At 60.9% G+C, this 17,885-nt stretch carries 14 protein-coding genes; 6 read left to right on the plus strand and 8 right to left on the minus strand.

The window, feature by feature from the left end:
• The 3 genes from IB264_RS31360 to IB264_RS31370 form a co-directional block, all read right to left on the minus strand.
• The coding region (locus IB264_RS31360) for an AsmA family protein (RefSeq protein WP_192434953.1) at nucleotides 1-403 on the minus strand (403 nt) is incomplete at its 3' end.
• A 317-nt stretch (nucleotides 404-720) separates the two neighbouring features.
• A complete protein-coding gene (locus IB264_RS31365; RefSeq protein ID WP_192434955.1) occupies nucleotides 721-1,416 on the minus strand; it encodes a response regulator transcription factor in 696 nt (231 codons plus the stop codon).
• The gene (locus IB264_RS31370) at nucleotides 1,413-2,861 is read right to left on the minus strand and encodes a HAMP domain-containing sensor histidine kinase (protein WP_192434957.1); all 1,449 of its coding nucleotides are present in this window, start codon (nucleotides 2,859-2,861) and stop codon (nucleotides 1,413-1,415) included. Before IB264_RS31370 ends, IB264_RS31365 begins: the two co-directional genes overlap by 4 nt.
• 379 nt (nucleotides 2,862-3,240) lie before the next feature.
• On the opposite strand from IB264_RS31370, the gene IB264_RS31375 reads away from it, so the two are divergent.
• From IB264_RS31375 to IB264_RS31395, 5 genes are all read left to right on the plus strand, one after another.
• The gene (locus IB264_RS31375; RefSeq protein WP_192434959.1) at nucleotides 3,241-10,113 is read left to right on the plus strand and encodes an autotransporter outer membrane beta-barrel domain-containing protein; all 6,873 of its coding nucleotides are present in this window, start codon (nucleotides 3,241-3,243) and stop codon (nucleotides 10,111-10,113) included.
• A 15-nt stretch (nucleotides 10,114-10,128) separates the two neighbouring features.
• Nucleotides 10,129-10,683, plus strand: a complete 555-nt coding sequence (locus IB264_RS31380; RefSeq protein ID WP_025430973.1) for an invasion associated locus B family protein — start codon at nucleotides 10,129-10,131, stop codon at nucleotides 10,681-10,683.
• An 89-nt stretch (nucleotides 10,684-10,772) separates the two neighbouring features.
• On the plus strand, nucleotides 10,773-11,216 hold the full coding sequence (locus IB264_RS31385; protein ID WP_128090549.1) for a hypothetical protein: 444 nt from the start codon (nucleotides 10,773-10,775) through the stop codon (nucleotides 11,214-11,216).
• Nucleotides 11,217-11,249: 33 nt separating this feature from the next.
• Entirely contained in the window at nucleotides 11,250-11,573 is a 324-nt protein-coding gene (locus IB264_RS35690) for a hypothetical protein (protein ID WP_128090548.1), read from the plus strand.
• Between the two features lie 9 nt (nucleotides 11,574-11,582).
• On the plus strand, nucleotides 11,583-12,035 hold the full coding sequence (locus IB264_RS31395; protein ID WP_192434961.1) for a DUF2721 domain-containing protein: 453 nt from the start codon (nucleotides 11,583-11,585) through the stop codon (nucleotides 12,033-12,035).
• 331 nt (nucleotides 12,036-12,366) lie between these two features.
• Here the strand turns inward: IB264_RS31395 and IB264_RS31400 are convergent, their stop codons facing one another.
• The 5 genes from IB264_RS31400 to IB264_RS31420 form a co-directional block, all read right to left on the minus strand.
• Nucleotides 12,367-12,618 (minus strand): hypothetical protein, encoded by a 252-nt coding sequence (locus IB264_RS31400; RefSeq protein WP_025430969.1) that lies wholly within the window; start codon nucleotides 12,616-12,618, stop codon nucleotides 12,367-12,369.
• A 515-nt stretch (nucleotides 12,619-13,133) separates the two neighbouring features.
• Nucleotides 13,134-13,874, minus strand: coding sequence for an ABC transporter permease (locus IB264_RS31405; protein WP_192434963.1), 741 nt, complete (start codon nucleotides 13,872-13,874; stop codon nucleotides 13,134-13,136).
• A 2-nt stretch (nucleotides 13,875-13,876) separates the two neighbouring features.
• Complete coding sequence (locus IB264_RS31410) at nucleotides 13,877-14,587, minus strand: ABC transporter permease (RefSeq protein WP_198956898.1); 711 nt, start codon at nucleotides 14,585-14,587, stop codon at nucleotides 13,877-13,879.
• A 6-nt stretch (nucleotides 14,588-14,593) separates the two neighbouring features.
• On the minus strand, nucleotides 14,594-15,391 hold the full coding sequence (locus IB264_RS31415; protein ID WP_192434965.1) for a transporter substrate-binding domain-containing protein: 798 nt from the start codon (nucleotides 15,389-15,391) through the stop codon (nucleotides 14,594-14,596).
• Between the two features lie 67 nt (nucleotides 15,392-15,458).
• Nucleotides 15,459-16,853, minus strand: coding sequence for a M20 family metallopeptidase (locus IB264_RS31420; RefSeq protein ID WP_192434967.1), 1,395 nt, complete (start codon nucleotides 16,851-16,853; stop codon nucleotides 15,459-15,461).
• 90 nt (nucleotides 16,854-16,943) lie between these two features.
• On the opposite strand from IB264_RS31420, the gene IB264_RS31425 reads away from it, so the two are divergent.
• Nucleotides 16,944-17,873: a LysR substrate-binding domain-containing protein gene (locus tag IB264_RS31425; protein WP_158071743.1), complete on the plus strand. Its 930-nt coding sequence runs from the start codon at nucleotides 16,944-16,946 to the stop codon at nucleotides 17,871-17,873.
• The last annotated feature ends 12 nt before the right edge of the window (nucleotides 17,874-17,885 follow it).

Consider the following 17,885-nt stretch of genomic DNA (forward strand, 5'->3'; position numbering starts at 1 on the left):
GCGGATCGCCTGGTTTGGCTCGGCCCAGCTTGCCGCCTTCTGTGGGCGATGCTTTGCCTGTCTTCTCGTGCAATGTGATGATCGGCTGAACCAGCCTGATCTCCTTGATGTGCAAGCGATCCGACCAGAGGGAGGAGAGTGTCACCGAGCCCGCAACCTCTCCGATTTCCGCTGCGACGCCCGCCTCTTCGCTCGATAGCACGACAGTTTCGGCAACCACCGCCACATGCGGGAATACGGACAGCCTGACGGGGCCTTGCAAGGCAATTGAGCTGCCTGTTGCAGTCGAGAGCTTTCGGCTGAGTTCGGCGCGCATCCAATCGCTCGAAACGAAGCTGGGCAAGACGAGGATGGAGGCGGCAATGAGCGCACCGAACGCGAGAAGGCCAAGGAAGAATCGCATTATATGTCCCCGTCGCGAATACAACTGATTCGTTATCGTTTTCCGGGGTGAAAAGATTTGCAACTGCCGGTGGACTTGTCCGGTACAATGGAGCAAGTGATCTGAGTTGTAAGCGATATGGCAGGGAAGGTGGCAGCGCGCCGCACGCCATGTCGGACGCGACCGCGAGGCGGCATGGAGGCGGCCGTCTCTTTCCTGACGCTCTGACTCCGAGTTGTTCTTAGGTCGAAACAAAGCGACCGAGCTCGCAGTTCGGGACTCTTGTCAACACGCGAACGTTCGTCGAACGCGAACGTACCCGATCTCGCGTGGGATCCTCATTGCACAACTGTCGGGGCTGTGAACGTATAGCCCACCCCATAGACCACCTTTATCGGCACGTGCAGGTTGGTCTGCTCGCCTATTTTTCGGCGAAGGCGACTGACGACAGCATCCAGATGCCGGTTATCGAAATGGGTTCTGGGGCGGGCAATGGTCTCCGCCAGTTCCTCGCGTCCGCAGATGCCACCGTCATATTTGCAGAGCGTGCTGACGAGCGCGAACTCGGTTGCCGTTAGCTTGAGTGAGCGTTGGTTGGGCGCAGTGAGAGTCCAGTTTCTGCTGTCCAATGCCCATTTGCCTGCCGCGCCGTCCGCTAAATCACCTTGATCACCTGTTCGCCGCAGTAGGCTACGGATCGCTGCTTCGATCTCCCGCAAGGTGCTGTGCTTGACGAGGTAAATGTCGGCTCCACTTTCAAAGCCGCGAATGCGGTCGTCACCGTCGCCAAGAGCTGTAAGCATGATGATGCCGCAGCGATGGGCCTCACGGATTTCGCTGGCCAGGTCGAAACCATTGCCATCAGGCAACCCGACATCGAGGATGATGACATCGGGCGGCTCATCATTTGCCAGTGTCTGGCGCAAGCCTTCTGCTGTCGCAGTTCCTTCGGCCGTGAAACCGCACAATCCCAGAAAATCAACCAGATCCCTGCGCAGTCGCTGTTCGTCCTCGACGATCAAAATGCGGGTCAAGCCATTATCTCCTCTTGCAGGGCGGGCTCTGTCGTTCCGCTCAAGACAGGCACACGCGCCACAGCCGCCGTTCCCCCTCCTTCACGGGGTAGCAGCTCCAATGTGCCGCCATGATAGGCCAGAAGCTTACGGGAAGAGTAAAGGCCAAGCCCGGTCCCGCTTCCGGCCTTGGCGTTGGAGGCTCGGAAGAAGCGGCGACCAATTTTGTGTGCCTCAGCTTTCGGTATGCCGATACCGCGATCACACACTTGGATAACGACGAAGCCACTTGCCGACAGGGTATCAATATGAATGGGCTGGTTCTCGGGCGAATATTTGAAGGCGTTGTCGATGAGATTGATGACGACGGTTGCCAGCATATCGGGATCGACGAAAACCGAAGTTGCTTCCCCGTACGTTCTGAAATGCAATCGTTCCCCGCGCCCGGTCATTTCGAAATGGAACTGCACGTCGGCCATCAGAGATCCGATCTGCATCGATTGCGGTCGAAAGCCATTGTCTCGGTCGTTCGTCATGAAGCGATCAATAAGGGAGAACAGCCGGTCTAGCGCCTCGCCGATCCCGGTAAGCCGTTCCTTTGTTGCTTCACGCGATCTGTCACCGACGAGACCGATCATGTCGGCCGCATTACGGATGACCGCCAGAGGAGTACGAAACTCGTGACTAACAATGCGCATGAAGTCCGCCTGCTCCTCACGAAGCGCGCGTTCGGTTTCAAGGCTGGTATTCAATTGGTTTTCAAGGTTTCTGCGTTCCACCACTTCCCGTAACAAAGCGTCGTTCTTCTCGCGTAGGGCCGCTGATAGTCGCGAACTGACCATGAAGAGGAGGCAGGCAAACAGAGCGATCAGAAACAGAACGCCCTGCAACAGGTACCAGGCGTTGCGATTGTCGAGAACCGTGATGTCTTGGGCGGCGGCCGGGTTCCAGTACTCGATGGCGCTGTGAATTATACTGGCTGCGATATATTCGGCCAATACCGCAATGGTCATCCATCGCAAAAGCCAAGGCTGTGTCCGGTCACGCAGCAGCGCCACGGACATTACGGACATCATGATGATCGTGAAGAGGGTCGATGAGTGGATGCGGATGGCAAGGTTGCCCGGATCGACGGCGAGGGCGATGCTCCAGGCCACGACCTGAAAAATCAGCAGCGAAATACCGATCCAGGTGTAGCGCGGTTGACCCAGGAAGCGCGCCAGTCCTTCGGCGAGCAGGACCAGACCGAGTTTTATTACAGTATTGTGCAGCACGATGGACCATGCTGCAGGCTGCTCGCCTCTCAAGATCATCAAGAGAAGCCCTATGGCAATGGCGGTAAACCCCGCAGCAAGAAACTTGAGCTCGTAGAGATGGCGCCAAACCAGCCAGACAAAGATCCAGACGACCGCCTGCAGGCTAGCAGTCGCCAGATTGACGACCAGGACTGTCTTGAGGTCAAGCATTCTTGAGCATTTGTACGGTGTCCCCCTGCTGCTGCAAGTCACGCGATCATGCAACCTATAGCTGGCAGGAGTCGAACGCAGGCGCAAGAACAATCAAGTGACGTAAGAATTTACAAGAGTTCAGCCGAATTGATCGATTTTCATCGATCGACAAATCCCAAGAGCGCTCTGCAGAGCGTCGCATGCAGGATTTGGTCAGAATTGAATCGTTTTGTTCGGTTGAATCTCCGCTGTTTGCCGCTTTATCGTTCGCGTGGTTGTGGCCTTGCAATTCTGGTTGAAGGAAGTCGCGTCGAGGATTTCGCGCAGATTGCGCATGCGACGAAGCTTGTCTCAGGGTCGGCAGGTCTTGTTCGCTTCACTTTTGGGGGCTCATCGCATGAAGCATGTCGTACGCACCGGGAAGACCGGGCAGGGATCGTCGCTCCCGTCATCCAGGCGCAGCGACCAGGCCGCAGTCCTGTCCGACCGAAACGCATCGCGTTTAGTGATAGTGTTGGCCTTGGGTCTCGGCGGCGCAACCGTGGCCGGCAATGCGTACGCAGGCTGCACCGGGTCCGCGACCCAGACAATCGGCCAGGTCGACTATGGATATACGTGGTCCGCCTGCTGGGGCGACAGTGGTGTCGATCACAACGACGAGAAGGACGGTGACCCAGGAGCGAATATAACGATCAAGACGCAGGCCTCGTACACGGCCGGCGCAAGCCTCCCTTACACAGTGCCGTGGGAATCCGTCGGCGGCGTCATCATGACATATACAATGGGTGGCGCTGGCGTCGACGAGGGAAGCGCCGGCGCCGGGGGTTCAGTGACGATCACCAATTACGGCCCCATAACCCTGACGAGCTCGACAGATCCAGGCTCGATCGGCAGCTTGATTTCGGTAACGAGCTTCGGCGGCGACGGGGATGGGGATAACGACAACTACAAAACCAGCGGCGGGGCCGGTGGGGCGGGAGGCGCGATAACGATCACCAACTATGGGGCGCTGGCCGTAGAATCGCTCAACTCGAATACGGCCAGAGGTATGACCGGCATCTTTGCCGTGAGCAAGGGCGGCAGCGGCGGCGAACAGAACAGCGGTGCGGCGGGCGACCAAGTGGGTGGCAACGGCGGCAGCGGCGGCACCATCAACATCACCAACACCGGACAGGTGAATCTCGGCAGCGGGACCAACCCGCTGAGCGGACTGGACTATGTCTGGGGCCTTGCCGCCGAATCCACCGGCCAAGCAGGCGGCCACGACAACGGTGCGGGCGGCGCGGGCGGCTTCATCGATATCGCAAACGGTTCCTCCGGCAATACAGCCGCCGGCGCGATCGGTATCTACTCGAACGACGCCGACAGCGTGCGCGGCATCTATGCGCTGAGCCAGGGCAGCAGCGGCACGGCTTCGCAAGACAGCTCCGATGAAGGCGGTACCGGGGGAGGTGGCTCGGTCATAAATGTCGACACATATGCCGACATGAAAATCGTCGCCACCGGCGAGGTGAATGACCTGTCAGGTGGAGTCGTTGCCGTTACCCAGGGTGGTGATGGCGGCGACGGCTGGAGCTCGAACGTCGCGGGCGCCGGTGGCGAGGGCGGCAGGCCCGAAAGTGGAATAGCCGCGACGACCGTGACGGTCCATTCAGGCACCATTTCGACCCAAGGCGACTATCTTGGTGGCGTGATCGCATTGAGTCAGGGTGGCCGCGGTGGCGACGGCCAGGCCGGCGAGAAGGACAGCTCTGGCGGCGGCGGCGGAAATGGTGGTCAGATCCAGTTGAACCTATCCGGCGGCAGCGTTGAGACGGAGGGCAGCTACGCCTATGGCTTGCTGGGCCAGAGCATTGGCGGCCAGGGTGGCAATGGCGGCGACGACACCGCCGTTGTCGGCACGAGCGGCGGGGGCGGCTATGGCGGCAATGCCGGCAGTGTAGGCCTCTTTTCGAGCGGGGCTTCGAAGATCACGACGAGCGGTGATTACTCGGCCGCCATTACTCTGCATTCCATCGGCGGCGGTGGCGGCACCGGCGGCAACTTCACCGACGTGCTCGGGGGTGGCGCGGGCAATGGCGGCAATGGTGGCAATGGAAACACGGCTATCGTCAACAACAACGCGGCGATCGCCACCTCGGGCGGGCATTCCTATGGCATCCTGGTGCAGTCGATCGGCGGCAGCGGGGGCACTGGTGGCATCGCCGACGGGCTGGCGCTCGAGCTGGGCGGCGATGGTGGCGACGGCGGGGAGGCCGAGACGGCCAGCGTCCAGAATTCCGGCGCGATCACCACCTCCGGCTATTCGGCGCACGGCATCATTGCGCAGTCGATCAGCGGCGGCGGCGGCGCCGCCGGTATGGCGGGCGGTATCCTTTCGATCGGCGGTTCCGGCGGCAGCGGCAACTATGCCAGCACTGCCGAGGTTCAGAGCTCGGGCGCCATCAGCACGGCCGGCGACGCGGCGATCGGCATCATGGCACAGTCGATCGGCGGCGGCGGTGGTTCGGGCGGCGGTGCGAAGGGCATCGCGACCGTCGGAGGTTCGGGCGGGGCTGGCGGCTCCGGCAGCCATGCAAACGTATTGCTGACTGGCGGCTCGGTCACCACGCAGGGTGAGATGTCACACGCGATCATGGCGCAATCGGTCGGCGGCGGCGGCGGCAATGGCGGCAATGTGATCGACCTGTCGGTCGGTGTTCCGGCACTGGGTGTCGGCGGCACCGCCTCGGGCGGTGGTAGCGGCGGATGGGTCTGCGTCACCAATGAAAATTCCAGCGGCGATTGTTCTACAGGCTCTGGAACGCCGCAGGCAGTTGCCATCGCGACAGAAGGCTCCGGTGCGCTCGGCATACTCGCGCAATCGATCGGCGGCGGCGGCGGTAATGGCGGCAACGCCACGGGCGGCGATGCCGGGCTCGGCAGCTTCCAGATCGGCGGCGGCGGTGGTGGCGGCGGCTACGCAAACACCGTGACCGTCGGCTTCCAGGGACTGAACCTGACGACCCAAGGCTCGCACGCCGCGGGCATCGTGGCGCAGTCGATCGGCGGCGGCGGCGGCACCGGCGGTTCCGCCAGTTCCTATTCCGCAGGTATCGGCTTCACGGCGTCGGTGGCTGTCGGCGGCACCGGTGGTTCCGGCGGCGCCGGCGGCGAGGTCTCCGTGGGCCTGACCGACAGCAGCATCAAGACCGGCCAGGGCGGCGGCGATGTGACCGACGCGATTGGCGTGCTCGCGCAGTCGATCGGCGGCGGTGGCGGCAGCGGCGGCTCCTCGGTTGCCGATGCGCTCACCGTGGCAGTGCCGACCGGCGAAGACGTCTCCCTGGCGATGAGCGTCTCCACGGCCGTCGGCGGTAGCGGCGGATCAGGCGGGACTGCCGAGGAAGTGTCGCTGACGCTGGACGGCAGCTCCGCGGTCTCCACGAAAGGTGCTTCGTCGCATGGCCTTGTGGCGCAATCGATCGGCGGCGGCGGCGGCAATGGCGGCAGTGCATCGTCGATGGCCGCGACCGTCGGCACGGTGGACACCGTCAGCGCCGACGTCGGTGTCTCGGTCGGCGGCTCCGGCGGCAGCGGCGGCAATGGCGGTATCGTCAAGGTCGATCTAAACGACAGCGCCTCGGTAACGACGGCCGACGATTATGCCAATGCGATCGTGGTGCAGTCGATCGGTGGCGGCGGCGGCAATGGCGGCGTCGGCAGCGTCAACAGCAAGCAGATCGGTAGCGGCTTCAACCTGGCGGCAAATGTCGGGGTCGGCGGCTCAGGCAGCGGCGGCGCCAGCGGTGGAAACACGACTGTGGACCTCGAGAGCGGCACCAGCTTGCAGACTAGCGGGTCCGGTGCTCGCGGCGTGCTCGTTCAGTCAATCGGGGGCGGCGGCGGTACTTCGCAAGGTGTCAGCGTCGGGCTATCGGCCAGCGCCGACCTGCCCGGCGGCGAGGAAGCCGAAGAATCCGAAGGGGGCAGCGGTGCTTTCTCCGCATCTGTCGGCGTTTCCGTTGGCCGGACTGGCGGCAGTGGCGGGACGGCGGGCACGGCCACAGTCACCACCAGGGGTAAAATCAATACCTCTGGCGCAGATGCGGACGGGGTGCTCGCGCAGTCGATCGGCGGTGGCGGCGGGCTAGGCGGCTCGGTAGGGCAGGCTACTTCTGACGATTCCGAGCCGCTCGACGACGAGGGTGGCAGCGAATGCGCCAGCGAAGACGGCGATGGACATGGCTACTGCTTCAACGTCAGTGTCGGCGCCACCATTGACGACGGTGGGAGTGGCGGCACGGCCGCCAATGGCAACACGGTGACGCTGACGCATGGCGGGCACATTGCCACCACGGGCGACTGGGCAGACGGCATCGTCGCCCAATCGATCGGCGGCGGTGGCGGTGCCGGTGGCACGTCCACCGCATCCGGCAGCCAAGCAACGGCCAACATCACCGTCGGTGTTGGCGGCAGTGGCGGTGCGGGCGGTAATGGCGGCACGGTCGACGTCACCTTCGACAGTGACCACGGCACCGCCGGCATCAGTACCGCTGGTTATAGCGCCTATGGTGTGCTGCTGCAGTCGATCGGCGGCGGCGGCGGCCAGGGCGGCGATGGTTCAGACAAGGCGGCAGGCAAGATCACCGTCGGCGGCGGTTTCGGCGGCAGCGGCGGCGCCGGCGGCAGCGGTGGCAAAATTACAGTCGGTGCGGGAAGCTGGCTCGCCCTTCAGACGAACGGCGACGATTCGATAGGCATCCTGGCCCAATCGATCGGCGGCGGCGGTGGTGTCGGCGGCGCCGGAAGCACCAAGGCGGCCGAAGAGGATGACAGCCATGCGATCGACCTTGTTGTTGGCGGCAGCGGTGGCGTCGGCGGCAGCGGCGGCGAAATCGACCTGAACTACGGCGGCGGCGTGGACACCTATGGCGACCGGGCCCATGGCATTGTCGCACAGTCGATCGGCGGTGGCGGCGGCATCGGCGGCGCCGGCGAGGCCAACAGCATCGGCTCGCTCGTGGTCGGTGGCTCGGGCGGTGGAACAATAAACGGCGGCGTCGTCACGGTCGATCTGACCAACGACAGCACCATTCATACGCGAGGTCTGGCCGCCCATGGCATCGTTGCCCAGTCGATCGGCGGCGGCGGCGGTATTGGCGGCACCGCCTCGGGTGCGCCGCTCTCCACCAAGGGCAACAGCCCCGGCAGCACCGGTGACGGCGACGATGTCTCCGTCTCTGTTGACGGCAACATCACCACGTCGGGCGACTATGCCTACGGCATCCTGGCCCAGTCGATCGGCGGCGGCGGCGGTTTCGGCGGCAACGCGACCAGTGCTTTCATCGGCTCCAACGGCAATCTCTCGTCGGCCGGCAACAGCGGCGATGTGACGGTCACCCTCGATGCTGGCAAAACTATCCAGGCGACCGGCAAAGACTCGATCGGCATGTTCGCGCAGAGCGATGCAGGGACGGACAACAACGGCAAGATCAATGTGACCGTCAATGGTTCCGTCACCGGCGGCTCCGACAACGGCGCCGGTGTCTGGGTTTCGGCTGGGAAATACAACGTGGTGACCGTCAATTCCGGAGGCAGCGTCTCGGCTGCTTCAGGCCTTGCCGTCAACTATACAGTCGGCAGAAGCTCGCCCGTCGGCAGCACCCTGACCGTTCTTAACTCCGGCACGATCAGCGGCAGCGTGAGAGGGGATCTCATCGAAAGCAAAGTCGTATCCGACGACGACAACTTGCCGGTGGCGGCCCGCTTCGGCAGCAGCATGGCCGTCTCCGTGATCAATGAGGCCGGCGGCCTGCTTACGGATGCGGAGATTTATGAGGCTGACGTGATGAATCATGGCCGGCTGATGATCGGTCATTCCGACGGCATCGACGCCACCAGAATCACTGGCGACCTCACGCAGGACGCGGGTGGCATACTGGGGCTCACCGCCGACTTCGCCGGCTCGCGCATGGATCGGCTGACCATCGACGGTGACGCTACGCTGGACGGCAACTTCGCGGTGAACGCCATCAGCGTCCTGCCCGACATCAGTCTGCCGTTCCTCACCGTCGGAGGCACCCTGGACCATTCGCTGAGCGCCCAGTCGGCAATCTTCGACTATGCCATCACCCGGGCAGGAAACGAGCTGTCGGTTTCGGCTGAGTCGGCCCACTTCGCCGAGCCCGGCGTCGCGCTAAACGACGGCCAGGATAGAGTCGCAGGTCACCTGCAGGAGATCTGGGATGCCGGCGGCGGCTCCTTTGGCACACTGTTCGGCACGCTCGGCTCTCTCGCCGACGGCGATGCGGGCAGCTATGGAGCAGCTCTGTCAGACATGTCGCCCGGTGTCTCCGGTGCAGCTGCGGCCGGCAGCATCGCCATGACGCAGCAGCACCTCGACCTTTTGCTCAGCTGCCCCGTGTTTGCCGCGGGCACCTCGTTCCTGACGGAGACGGAGTGTGGCTGGGCTCAGGCCGGCGCACAGACGCTCGACCAGAAGACCAGCGCCAGCGTGTCGGGCTTCGACACCACGACCTATGCCCTGCAAGCCGGCGCCCAGGTCGAGGTGTCGCCGAACTGGTTCGTCGGCTTCGCTGGCGGCTATGACCGCAGTTCCATCCGCGGCGACGACGCCCGGGTCAACGCCAACGGCGACATCCTCTACGCCGGTGTTTCCCTGAAGCATCAGAGCGGCCCCTGGTTGCTGTCGGGTGCCGTTGCCGGCAGCTACGGTTGGTACGACAATACTCGCACGATCCGGATTCCTGATTTCGCCGGCCAGGCCGAAGGCGACCCTGAGGTTAGCAATGTCAGCACCCGCGTGCGCGCAGCCTATACCTTCGCGCAGGATCCTTACTATGTGCGGCCTCTGGTGGACTTTGACCTGATCTATTCGCATGCCAATGGCTATCGCGAGTCGGGAGCCGGCACCCTCGACCTCCTGGTCGATGATGCCGGCCAATGGAGCTTCCACGCCACTCCGGCCATTGAAGTCGGTACGCGAGTTGACGTTAACAAGACAACGGTCATGCGGGCATTCGCGGCCGCCGGAGTGAGCTTCAGCAGCGCAGATAGCTGGGATACGTCTGCACGGCTGGCCAATGCGCCCGCCGGGATAGGCACGTTCGGCAGTGAGGTGCCGCTGGGCGACGTGGTGGGGCGGCTGACCGCCGGCGTCGATCTGGCGAGCGACAACGGCTTCAATTTGCGCTTGAACTACCAGGGTTCGTTTTCCGACACCTACACGAGCCACGGCGGCGCGTTGCGCTTGGGTTATAAGTTCTGAGGGGAGACAGGGGCCTTGAGACAGTGCTTATCATCGTGGTTCCGGTCGAATCGGACAATCTTCGCTACCTTCTGCCTGGTGGTCCTGGCCATTGGTGAAACGTTCGCGCAGGAGCACGCCCCGCTGCCGGGCGGTGCGTCCTCTCTGCAGGAAACCTACGCGGACTGGATCGTTAGCTGCGTCCAGAGGAAGAACAGGCATTGTCTCCTCATGCAGCAACAGACACAGCAGAACGGACAGCGGCTTCTGGCTATCGAGATGGCAGCCGGTGGCGATGGGAAGACTGCGACCGGTACACTTGTTCTGCCCTTCGGGCTCGCACTTGATGCCGGCGTATCGCTTCAGGTCGATGAGCGGTCTTCGGAGGCGCCTGTGCGTTTTAGCACCTGTCTGCCTGCCGGATGCGTTGTCCCGCTTAGCTTCGACGGTGCAGCCCTTGCCGAGCTGCGGACCGGAGCGGTGCTCAAGATGATGGCCAAGGCTAACAATACCAACGAACCGATCTCGTTGTCGGCTTCCCTGAAAGGCTTTTCCGCTGCCTTGGATCGGGTGACAGCCCTGATGAAATGACATCTGCGGTGTGTCGCCCGGGCGGACCGTCTTGCTCCATCTTTTTACAGCTCGCTTCCAATCTTTTTCGGCGGATAACGATGTGCACTTTGAACAAGTTCATTTCCAAAACCATCAAATGGTTTCTCATCGTCTTCGGTTTGGCGACCTGTGGGACATTGCCGTTCGCGCTCGACATCAAACTCATCACACCGATGCTCGGTGGACTTGTCGATTTCACCTCTTCGAGCGTACCTGCTCTGCGACACTGGGGAATCATGATCTTCGGAATTGGCGCACTGATGGTGGTCGCGGGGTTCCGTCCGTGGCTACGATTTGAGACCATGGTGTTCAGCACCTTCGAGAAGGCATTTATGGTCTATCTGTATTTAACTAATCTCGGGGAGCCTTGGATAGAAGGTTATTTTGCTGCCTTCCTTGTCGATTTCACGATCGTCGCATATGGCGTGCTGTACTTCATCAGTGCCGAGGGCCGGCCCAGCCGCTGGACCGTGAGGAGATTGGTCTGCCCCCTGAAAAGTGGTCCTTCTTGAAGTATGGCTTGTAAGCCGCAAAAGGACATTGAAATGGCGGCGAAAAGACACAAGGCGGAAGAGATCGTCTGGAAGCTTTGTCAGGTATGCACTGTTCTTGAGCGTCGTTCCACGCAGCGCAAAGTCGCTAAGACAGCGGATGATGAGGCGGCATTGACCGCCAGCATCACAGCGCTCGCCCACAAATATGGCCGATATGGCTTTCGGCCCATCAAGGCGAATGCTGCACCCAGGCGGGCTGGATTGTTGACGTCAAGCGGGTTGGGTGGGCTGAAGGTTCCGGCGGGTCTGCGTTACGTCGTGGACGACATCTACCGCTGTCAAAGCTTGATGCATCGCAGTTCAATTTGTTTCTGAGAGGTACTCTTGCACACACCGCCTATCGTCACAGACCATGCCTCTGTCATACAAACATCCCTTGCGCCGGTGTTTTTGTTGGCTGGCACCGCAGGCTTTGTCAGTATCTACACCATTCGCCTCGGGAGAGTTTCGGACCGGCTGAACGAGGTCGCGGATAGGGGTAAGCAGGGCAAGTTGTTTCGCATGCAGATCGCGTATCTGCGGCGAAGGGCACTTGCACTGGAGGTTGCGGTCGTGCTTGGGGTGATGGCCGGCATTTGCACGGGCGGCGCAATCCTAAATCTGCTTGCTGGCGCTCTTGCCATAGGACTGCGCCAAGAAAATCTCTTCTGGTTTTTTGCTGGTGCCATCGTCTCGCTTATCGGATCGCTTGTCGCGTTCCTGTTTGAATTGCTGATCGCTGGACGGAACATGTTGCGGCAAATACGAATGGACCAAGTTTCCATGGAGCAAGACTGACCACGTGCTTGTCACGTTGGTAACCGACCACAATTGAATTGGTCGCACCCGACCATACCGAAAAACACGGAAACTATTTGGCGGCTTCCGAGAACGTTCTGTGGCTTCGCACGCTTCGACGATCTCTACCCAGTGCGTTGGCAGGGCCGGAGACTAACTCAAAGTCCATAGTCGAGCCTTATGCCGCCTTCCCTAAATTGTGGGTTTTGGGTTCGTATCCCTTCAAGGGCTACAATTCTCGCCTGTTACAGTTGCTCAAAACGGGCTCGGCGGTTCCTTTGCCATCAATCCCTACAGATGAAGCTCGGGATGCAAGTACGATAGACGATGATCAATGCCGCATGGTATCTGCCCTCTCGGGTAGGTCGGAAGCGGTGATCCAGATGCGACCGTCGAAGGCGAATTCTCCGCCATCGAGCTTTCGGCTGGCGATCCTCTCAAGCAACGTGAGCTTGGAACGAATATCGCCGATCACGCTGTCATTGACCACGCAGACGGCCTGACAGGTGCTGCCATCCCTCATCACGATCAAGGTGTGGTGGCTGTGCTCCAGAATTCTTCCTGACAATGTCACGAGCCTCATGCTGTTTTCCTTCCGTAAGAGATTGCGGAAAGCCCCCGGGCAGAAGGTTCGGAAAATATGGTTAACGAAAGGTTAACAGGAGCTGCGGCTAGTCGGCCATGGGACGGTCAAACCCACCTTGCACGGTCCGCTGCCTACCGCGTTTCGCTTCGCCGGGCGTGTCCTTCATTTGGAATTACGGGAAGCGCGAACGGTCGGATTTGCCGACAATTTTCCTATGGCAAGGATGCACCTACTCATGGGCAAGATCCTCAATCCGCACTATCAGGCAGTTGGGGTACGCACCGGCTAAGGTTTCCATATCCACAAATACTCGTCGCGCATGAGCTAAAGCGAAAACGGGTCATCGTCGATGCGTGGCGTTTCTCGTCTCAAGGTGAATGACCTTGGCAGCATCTCGGAAAATCGTCGCCCTTGATTACGATCGTGGGGAGGCTTTGAAATCTGAACTATGGCTGGTCCGAAGGTTCAACTCCCTTCAAAAACGTCAAGTTTTGAATTCGCTTGGCTTCAACTCATGCATCCGCTGATCTTACTTCAGTCCTTCGATTTCTCCCGCGCTGATGCCTAAGCGGCCGCTCGTGTGGTGGAGCAAGGTAGATTTCCAACAAACGCAATCCGAGGATCAGTGCCGAATTGATGACCAAATATATGGCGGCTACCATGCAGAATACCTGGATGACGGCGAAGGTCTCGCTCATCAGATCCTTTGCTACACCGGTCAGTTCCATCACCGTGATGGTGCTGGCAAGCGACGTCGCCTTGAGCGACACGACGATCTCGTTGCTGTAGGCCGGCAAAGCGCGTCTCACAGCTATCGGAGCGGTGACGAGAAAAAAGACCTTGATCGACGACAGTCCCAGCGCGCGGGCTGCCTCGATCGCGCCTTTGGGCACGGCGGCCAGACCGCCGCGCATCACCTCGGCCGTATATGCGCCCGAGCAAAGGCTCATGGCGATCACAGCACAGGCGAAAGGCTCCCTCAACAGGATCCATGCTGGACTTTCGCGCAGCCATGCGAACTGGCTGAGGCCATAGTAAAGTACGAAGATCTGAACCAGCAGCGGCGTGGAGCGGAACGCTAGAACATAGGCTGATGCGATAGCCCGAAGAGACCCATGACGCGAAGCACGCGCCCAAGTGGCAATACCCGCCAGGACGAAACCAAGTGGGAGGGTTGCTGCCGCCAGTGCCAATGTGACCCAGATTGCGCCAGCCAGTTCGCTAGCAACGTGTAGTGTCGTTTCGAAATCCATGATCAGCCCCAGCGCATTCTGTTCTCGACGGCGACGAACACCCGCGAGGATACGGCGACAAGCACGAAATAGATGACAGTCGCGGCGCCGTAAAAGACGAAGGGTTGTCCGGTCGTGCGCCCGGCGAGGCCGACGACCCGCATAAGCTCGGCCACAGAGATCACGGAAAGCAGTGTCGTTTCCTTGATGGCCATGATCCAGACATTGCCCAGGCCTGGCAGGGCCTGCCGGAACATTTGCGGCATGATGACCAAATAGAGTCCCAGAAACGGACGAAGGCCGAGCGCGGCGAAAGCCTCAAACTGCCCGGCTGGAATGGTGCCGTGCGCGCCGCGGAACACTTCGGAGCTATAGGATGCCGAGACGAGGGTGACGGCCATCACGCCGACCGAAAACGCGTCTATCTCGATGTAGCCGGTGTAACCGAAACCGCGCGCGACCCACATCAGCGCCCCGTTGGTTCCGAAAAAGAGAAGGAAAATGACGAGCAAGGGCGGCACTCCTCGCATCACCGTCGTATAGAGATTGGCTGCGCCCGCGATCCAGCGATTGCTTCCGAGCTTCGCCAGTGCAATCGCAAACCCAAGGGCGACACCGAGAACGTAGCCGAGGCTCGCGCAGGTTACGGTGACGCCGAGTCCGACAAGGAGCGGCCTGGACCAGCCCTGATCGCCCCAGGCCAGCATTTGAAGAATGGACGCGTCCGCAGCCATCAAAAATCATTCCCCGCAGATTTTCGGGTCGGCCTTGGTCGAGATATCGAAACCAAACCATTGCTGCGAAATCCGTGTGACTTCGCCGTCTTTCTTCAGTTGGCAAAGGGCCACGTCCCATGCTTTGCGAAGCTCCGCGGTATCCTTGCGCATCAGTCCGCCGACACCGACGCCGAGATAGTCGAACTGCTCGAAATCAAGATTGGGTGACAGGATCTCGATCGTTTCGCCTTGCGACGAACCCGTGAGAGCTATCCACGGGGAACGCCCCGCAAGTGCGGCGTCAATCCTTCCAGCCAATAGGTCGAGATTGAGGCTGTCCTGATTGTCGTAGAGGCGGACGTTAACTTCGCCCTTCAGTTCATTGTCCATGAACTTTTGACTTTGCGTGCCGGATTGGACGCCGACCGTCTTGCCTACCAGCGCATTCTTGAGCTCTGCCCAGGAGCTTTTCCCGTTCAGGCCGGAATTCTTGGCGGCCGCAAAATTGATCGGCAGGTTGCCGTAGCTCTGCGTGAAGGCAAGGCGTTTCTGCCGCTCTGGGGTGATCGATATCCCACCGACGAGGATGTCATATTTGCCCTGCTCAAGAGCGGGAATCTGTCCTTCCCAGGGTTGGGCGGTGAAGCGGCAGCTGCGCTGCATTCGCTGACACACGAGCCTTGCCAGTTCAATATCGAAACCGGTCAGTTCTCCCGCAGGCGTCATCGAGGTCCAGGGAAGATAGCCGCCATCCGTTCCGATGCGCACTTCAGGTAAGCCCTCAGCCAAGACTGGCGTCGCGCATAATGCTGCAAGCGTCAATGCTGCGACGAGTTCCGTCCATTTTGCATTCATGATTGTCCCCCTCATTGTATTTGTGTTGGCAGGTTCAAAAGCGTTCGGGTCGGTCGTCCGTGCCGAGGTCCCAGAACAGGCCCGCCATGATTGCAAGACCCTCTGCGACAAGTGGCGTCAGCAGATGTTCGTCCGGCGCATGCTGACAGCATCCCGAATAGGAGTGCGGCACCCAGACCGTTGGAATTCCTAACAGATCTGCGAAGCAATCGTTGGGTAGAGAGCCTCCGGCATTCGGCAGAATTGTCGGTTCCACCGCCGTCGTCCTTTGAACGGACGCGGCCGCCCAGCGCATCAAGGGATGCTCGGGATCGAGGCGTGTGGCGCCCCATTCCAGTTCCGTTGACTTTGGGACGACGGCGACATTGCCAAAGCCGTTTTCGTCGAGGTAGGCGCGAATTGTCTGCATGAAGCCCGCCGGATCGGTATCGACGGTGTAACGGATCTGCAGTCGTGCAGATGCGCGGGGCGGAATGGCATTGATCGGTAGAGCCGGCGTGCCTGCCGTCATCGCCAAGACTTCGAGCGCCGTCCAGCCGAAGACGCGTTGCGATGGCGTCAATCCCGGCTCGCCCCACCAGCCGTCAAGCTCCGGGCCGCCGCTCTCGGCTTGAAGCTCTATTCGACCGAGTGCGGCCATGACGCCCGGAGGAACTTCAGTTGGAAGAATTCCTCGAACATTGATTTGACCGGTCGCCGACACCAGGCTGGAGATGGCGTTGGCGAGGATCACGGCCGGGTTGGCAATCAGACCGCCCCAATTGCCGGAATGATGTGCGCCAGCCCTGAGATCGCAGATCAGATCGAAATCAACGGTTCCACGGGTGCCACCATCAAGTGTCGCGCGGTCGAGGGCCAGGCGAGGTCCGTCCGATGAGATCAGCCAATCGGCCTTGAGCTGCGAACGATGTTCCGAACAAATCTGGTGAAGTCCGGCCGAACCGGTCTCCTCAGATGTTTCGATAAGCACCACGACGTTAAAGCCGAGGGATCCGCGCGTCGCCAGAACCGCCTCCAGAGCCAGCATCACGATTGTGTGCTGGCCCTTGTTGTCGGCGGTACCGCGACCGTAGAGGCGGTCGCCCTCGACACTCACGCGCCAGGGATCACGGCCATTCGACCATGCGCCTTCCATGCCAGCCACCACGTCCGCATGTCCGTAGACGAGCAGTGTCGGCAGATGTCCGGCTTCGTCGCGCCGCGCGATCAGCAGCGGGCCGCCTATGGGATCCGGGTTGTCCAGAATGTCGCCAGTAAAGCCGAGGCTTGCGAGATCCTGCCTGAACTCGTTTAAATAACGCACGCATTCCGGGCGCCGTGCGGGATTCTGGCTTTCGGTCGCGATTGCGACGCGGCGTGTCAGATCGGCCAGAAAGCGCCCGTTGGCCAGATAGGCGACGGCGGTGGCTATAGATTGATCCCTAGACATAATCCTGCTCATTCATTGCGTTGACAGCACGATGTCACGCGGACGAATATGCAAGCAAACCAAAAGTTCTCTCGGTTACCCTTAGCTGGATTGAGTCTCGACATGGCCCGTCATTTACCGCCGCTGCCCGCACTGCGCGCTTTCGAAGCTGCGGCGCGCCATCTGAGCTTCGCCAGGGCGGCTGGTGAGCTGAGCGTGACCCCGGGCGCAGTCAGTCATCACATGAAACAGCTCGAAGAGTGGGTCGGTGGACCGCTTTTTGAACGGCGCGCCAATGGCGTGGGATTGACGGAGACCGGCCGGGTCTTTGCAACGCGCCTCGGTGCGATCTTCGATCAACTCACCGCCGTCGGCGCTGCGGCACGAGTGCCCGGCGGGCTCAGCACCGTCACCGTTCGTTGCCAGTTTTCACTCGCAACGAAGTGGCTTGCACCCCGCATTGGCAAGTTTCGCAAGGCCCATCCCGACATCTCCGTGGCTGTCATGGCTCTGCCGCACCGGTGGAGCGCTAGGGAACCGGATCCGGATCTTGCAATCTATCATGGCCGTGGAACGATTCCGGGCGTCCGACAGGATACGCTGATCAATGGCAGCCTGATTGTCGTCGGTTCGCCCGACTTGGCGGCCACCCTCCCGCCTGCGTCGACACCTGCTGACTTGTTGTCCCGGCCCCTGATCAAGGTGGATTATGCCGAGCCGGGCTGGCACGATGAAGGGTGGGAAGCATGGTTTGCTGCAACTGGGTTTGGGCATCTCGAACTGCGGTCAACCTTGTCGTTCAATCTGGTGCACCTTGCGATCGATGCCTGTCTGTCGGGCGCCGGCTTCGCTCTGGTTCCAGATTTCCTGGTCGAGACCGAACTATGCACCGGGCGGCTGGTCGATGCCTTCGGGATATCGCTGCCGATTAGGCAGCCCTATGTCATCATGACACCCGACGCTAATCTTGCGCGACCAGAGGTTGCGATCTTAAGAAGCTGGCTCTTGGATCAAGGTCTTGCGACGGCGAAACTGGGGTAACCAGTCCCGCAT

This window comes from Ensifer sp. ENS11, assembly GCF_014851895.1.
GTDB lineage: Bacteria > Pseudomonadota > Alphaproteobacteria > Rhizobiales > Rhizobiaceae > Ensifer > Ensifer canadensis.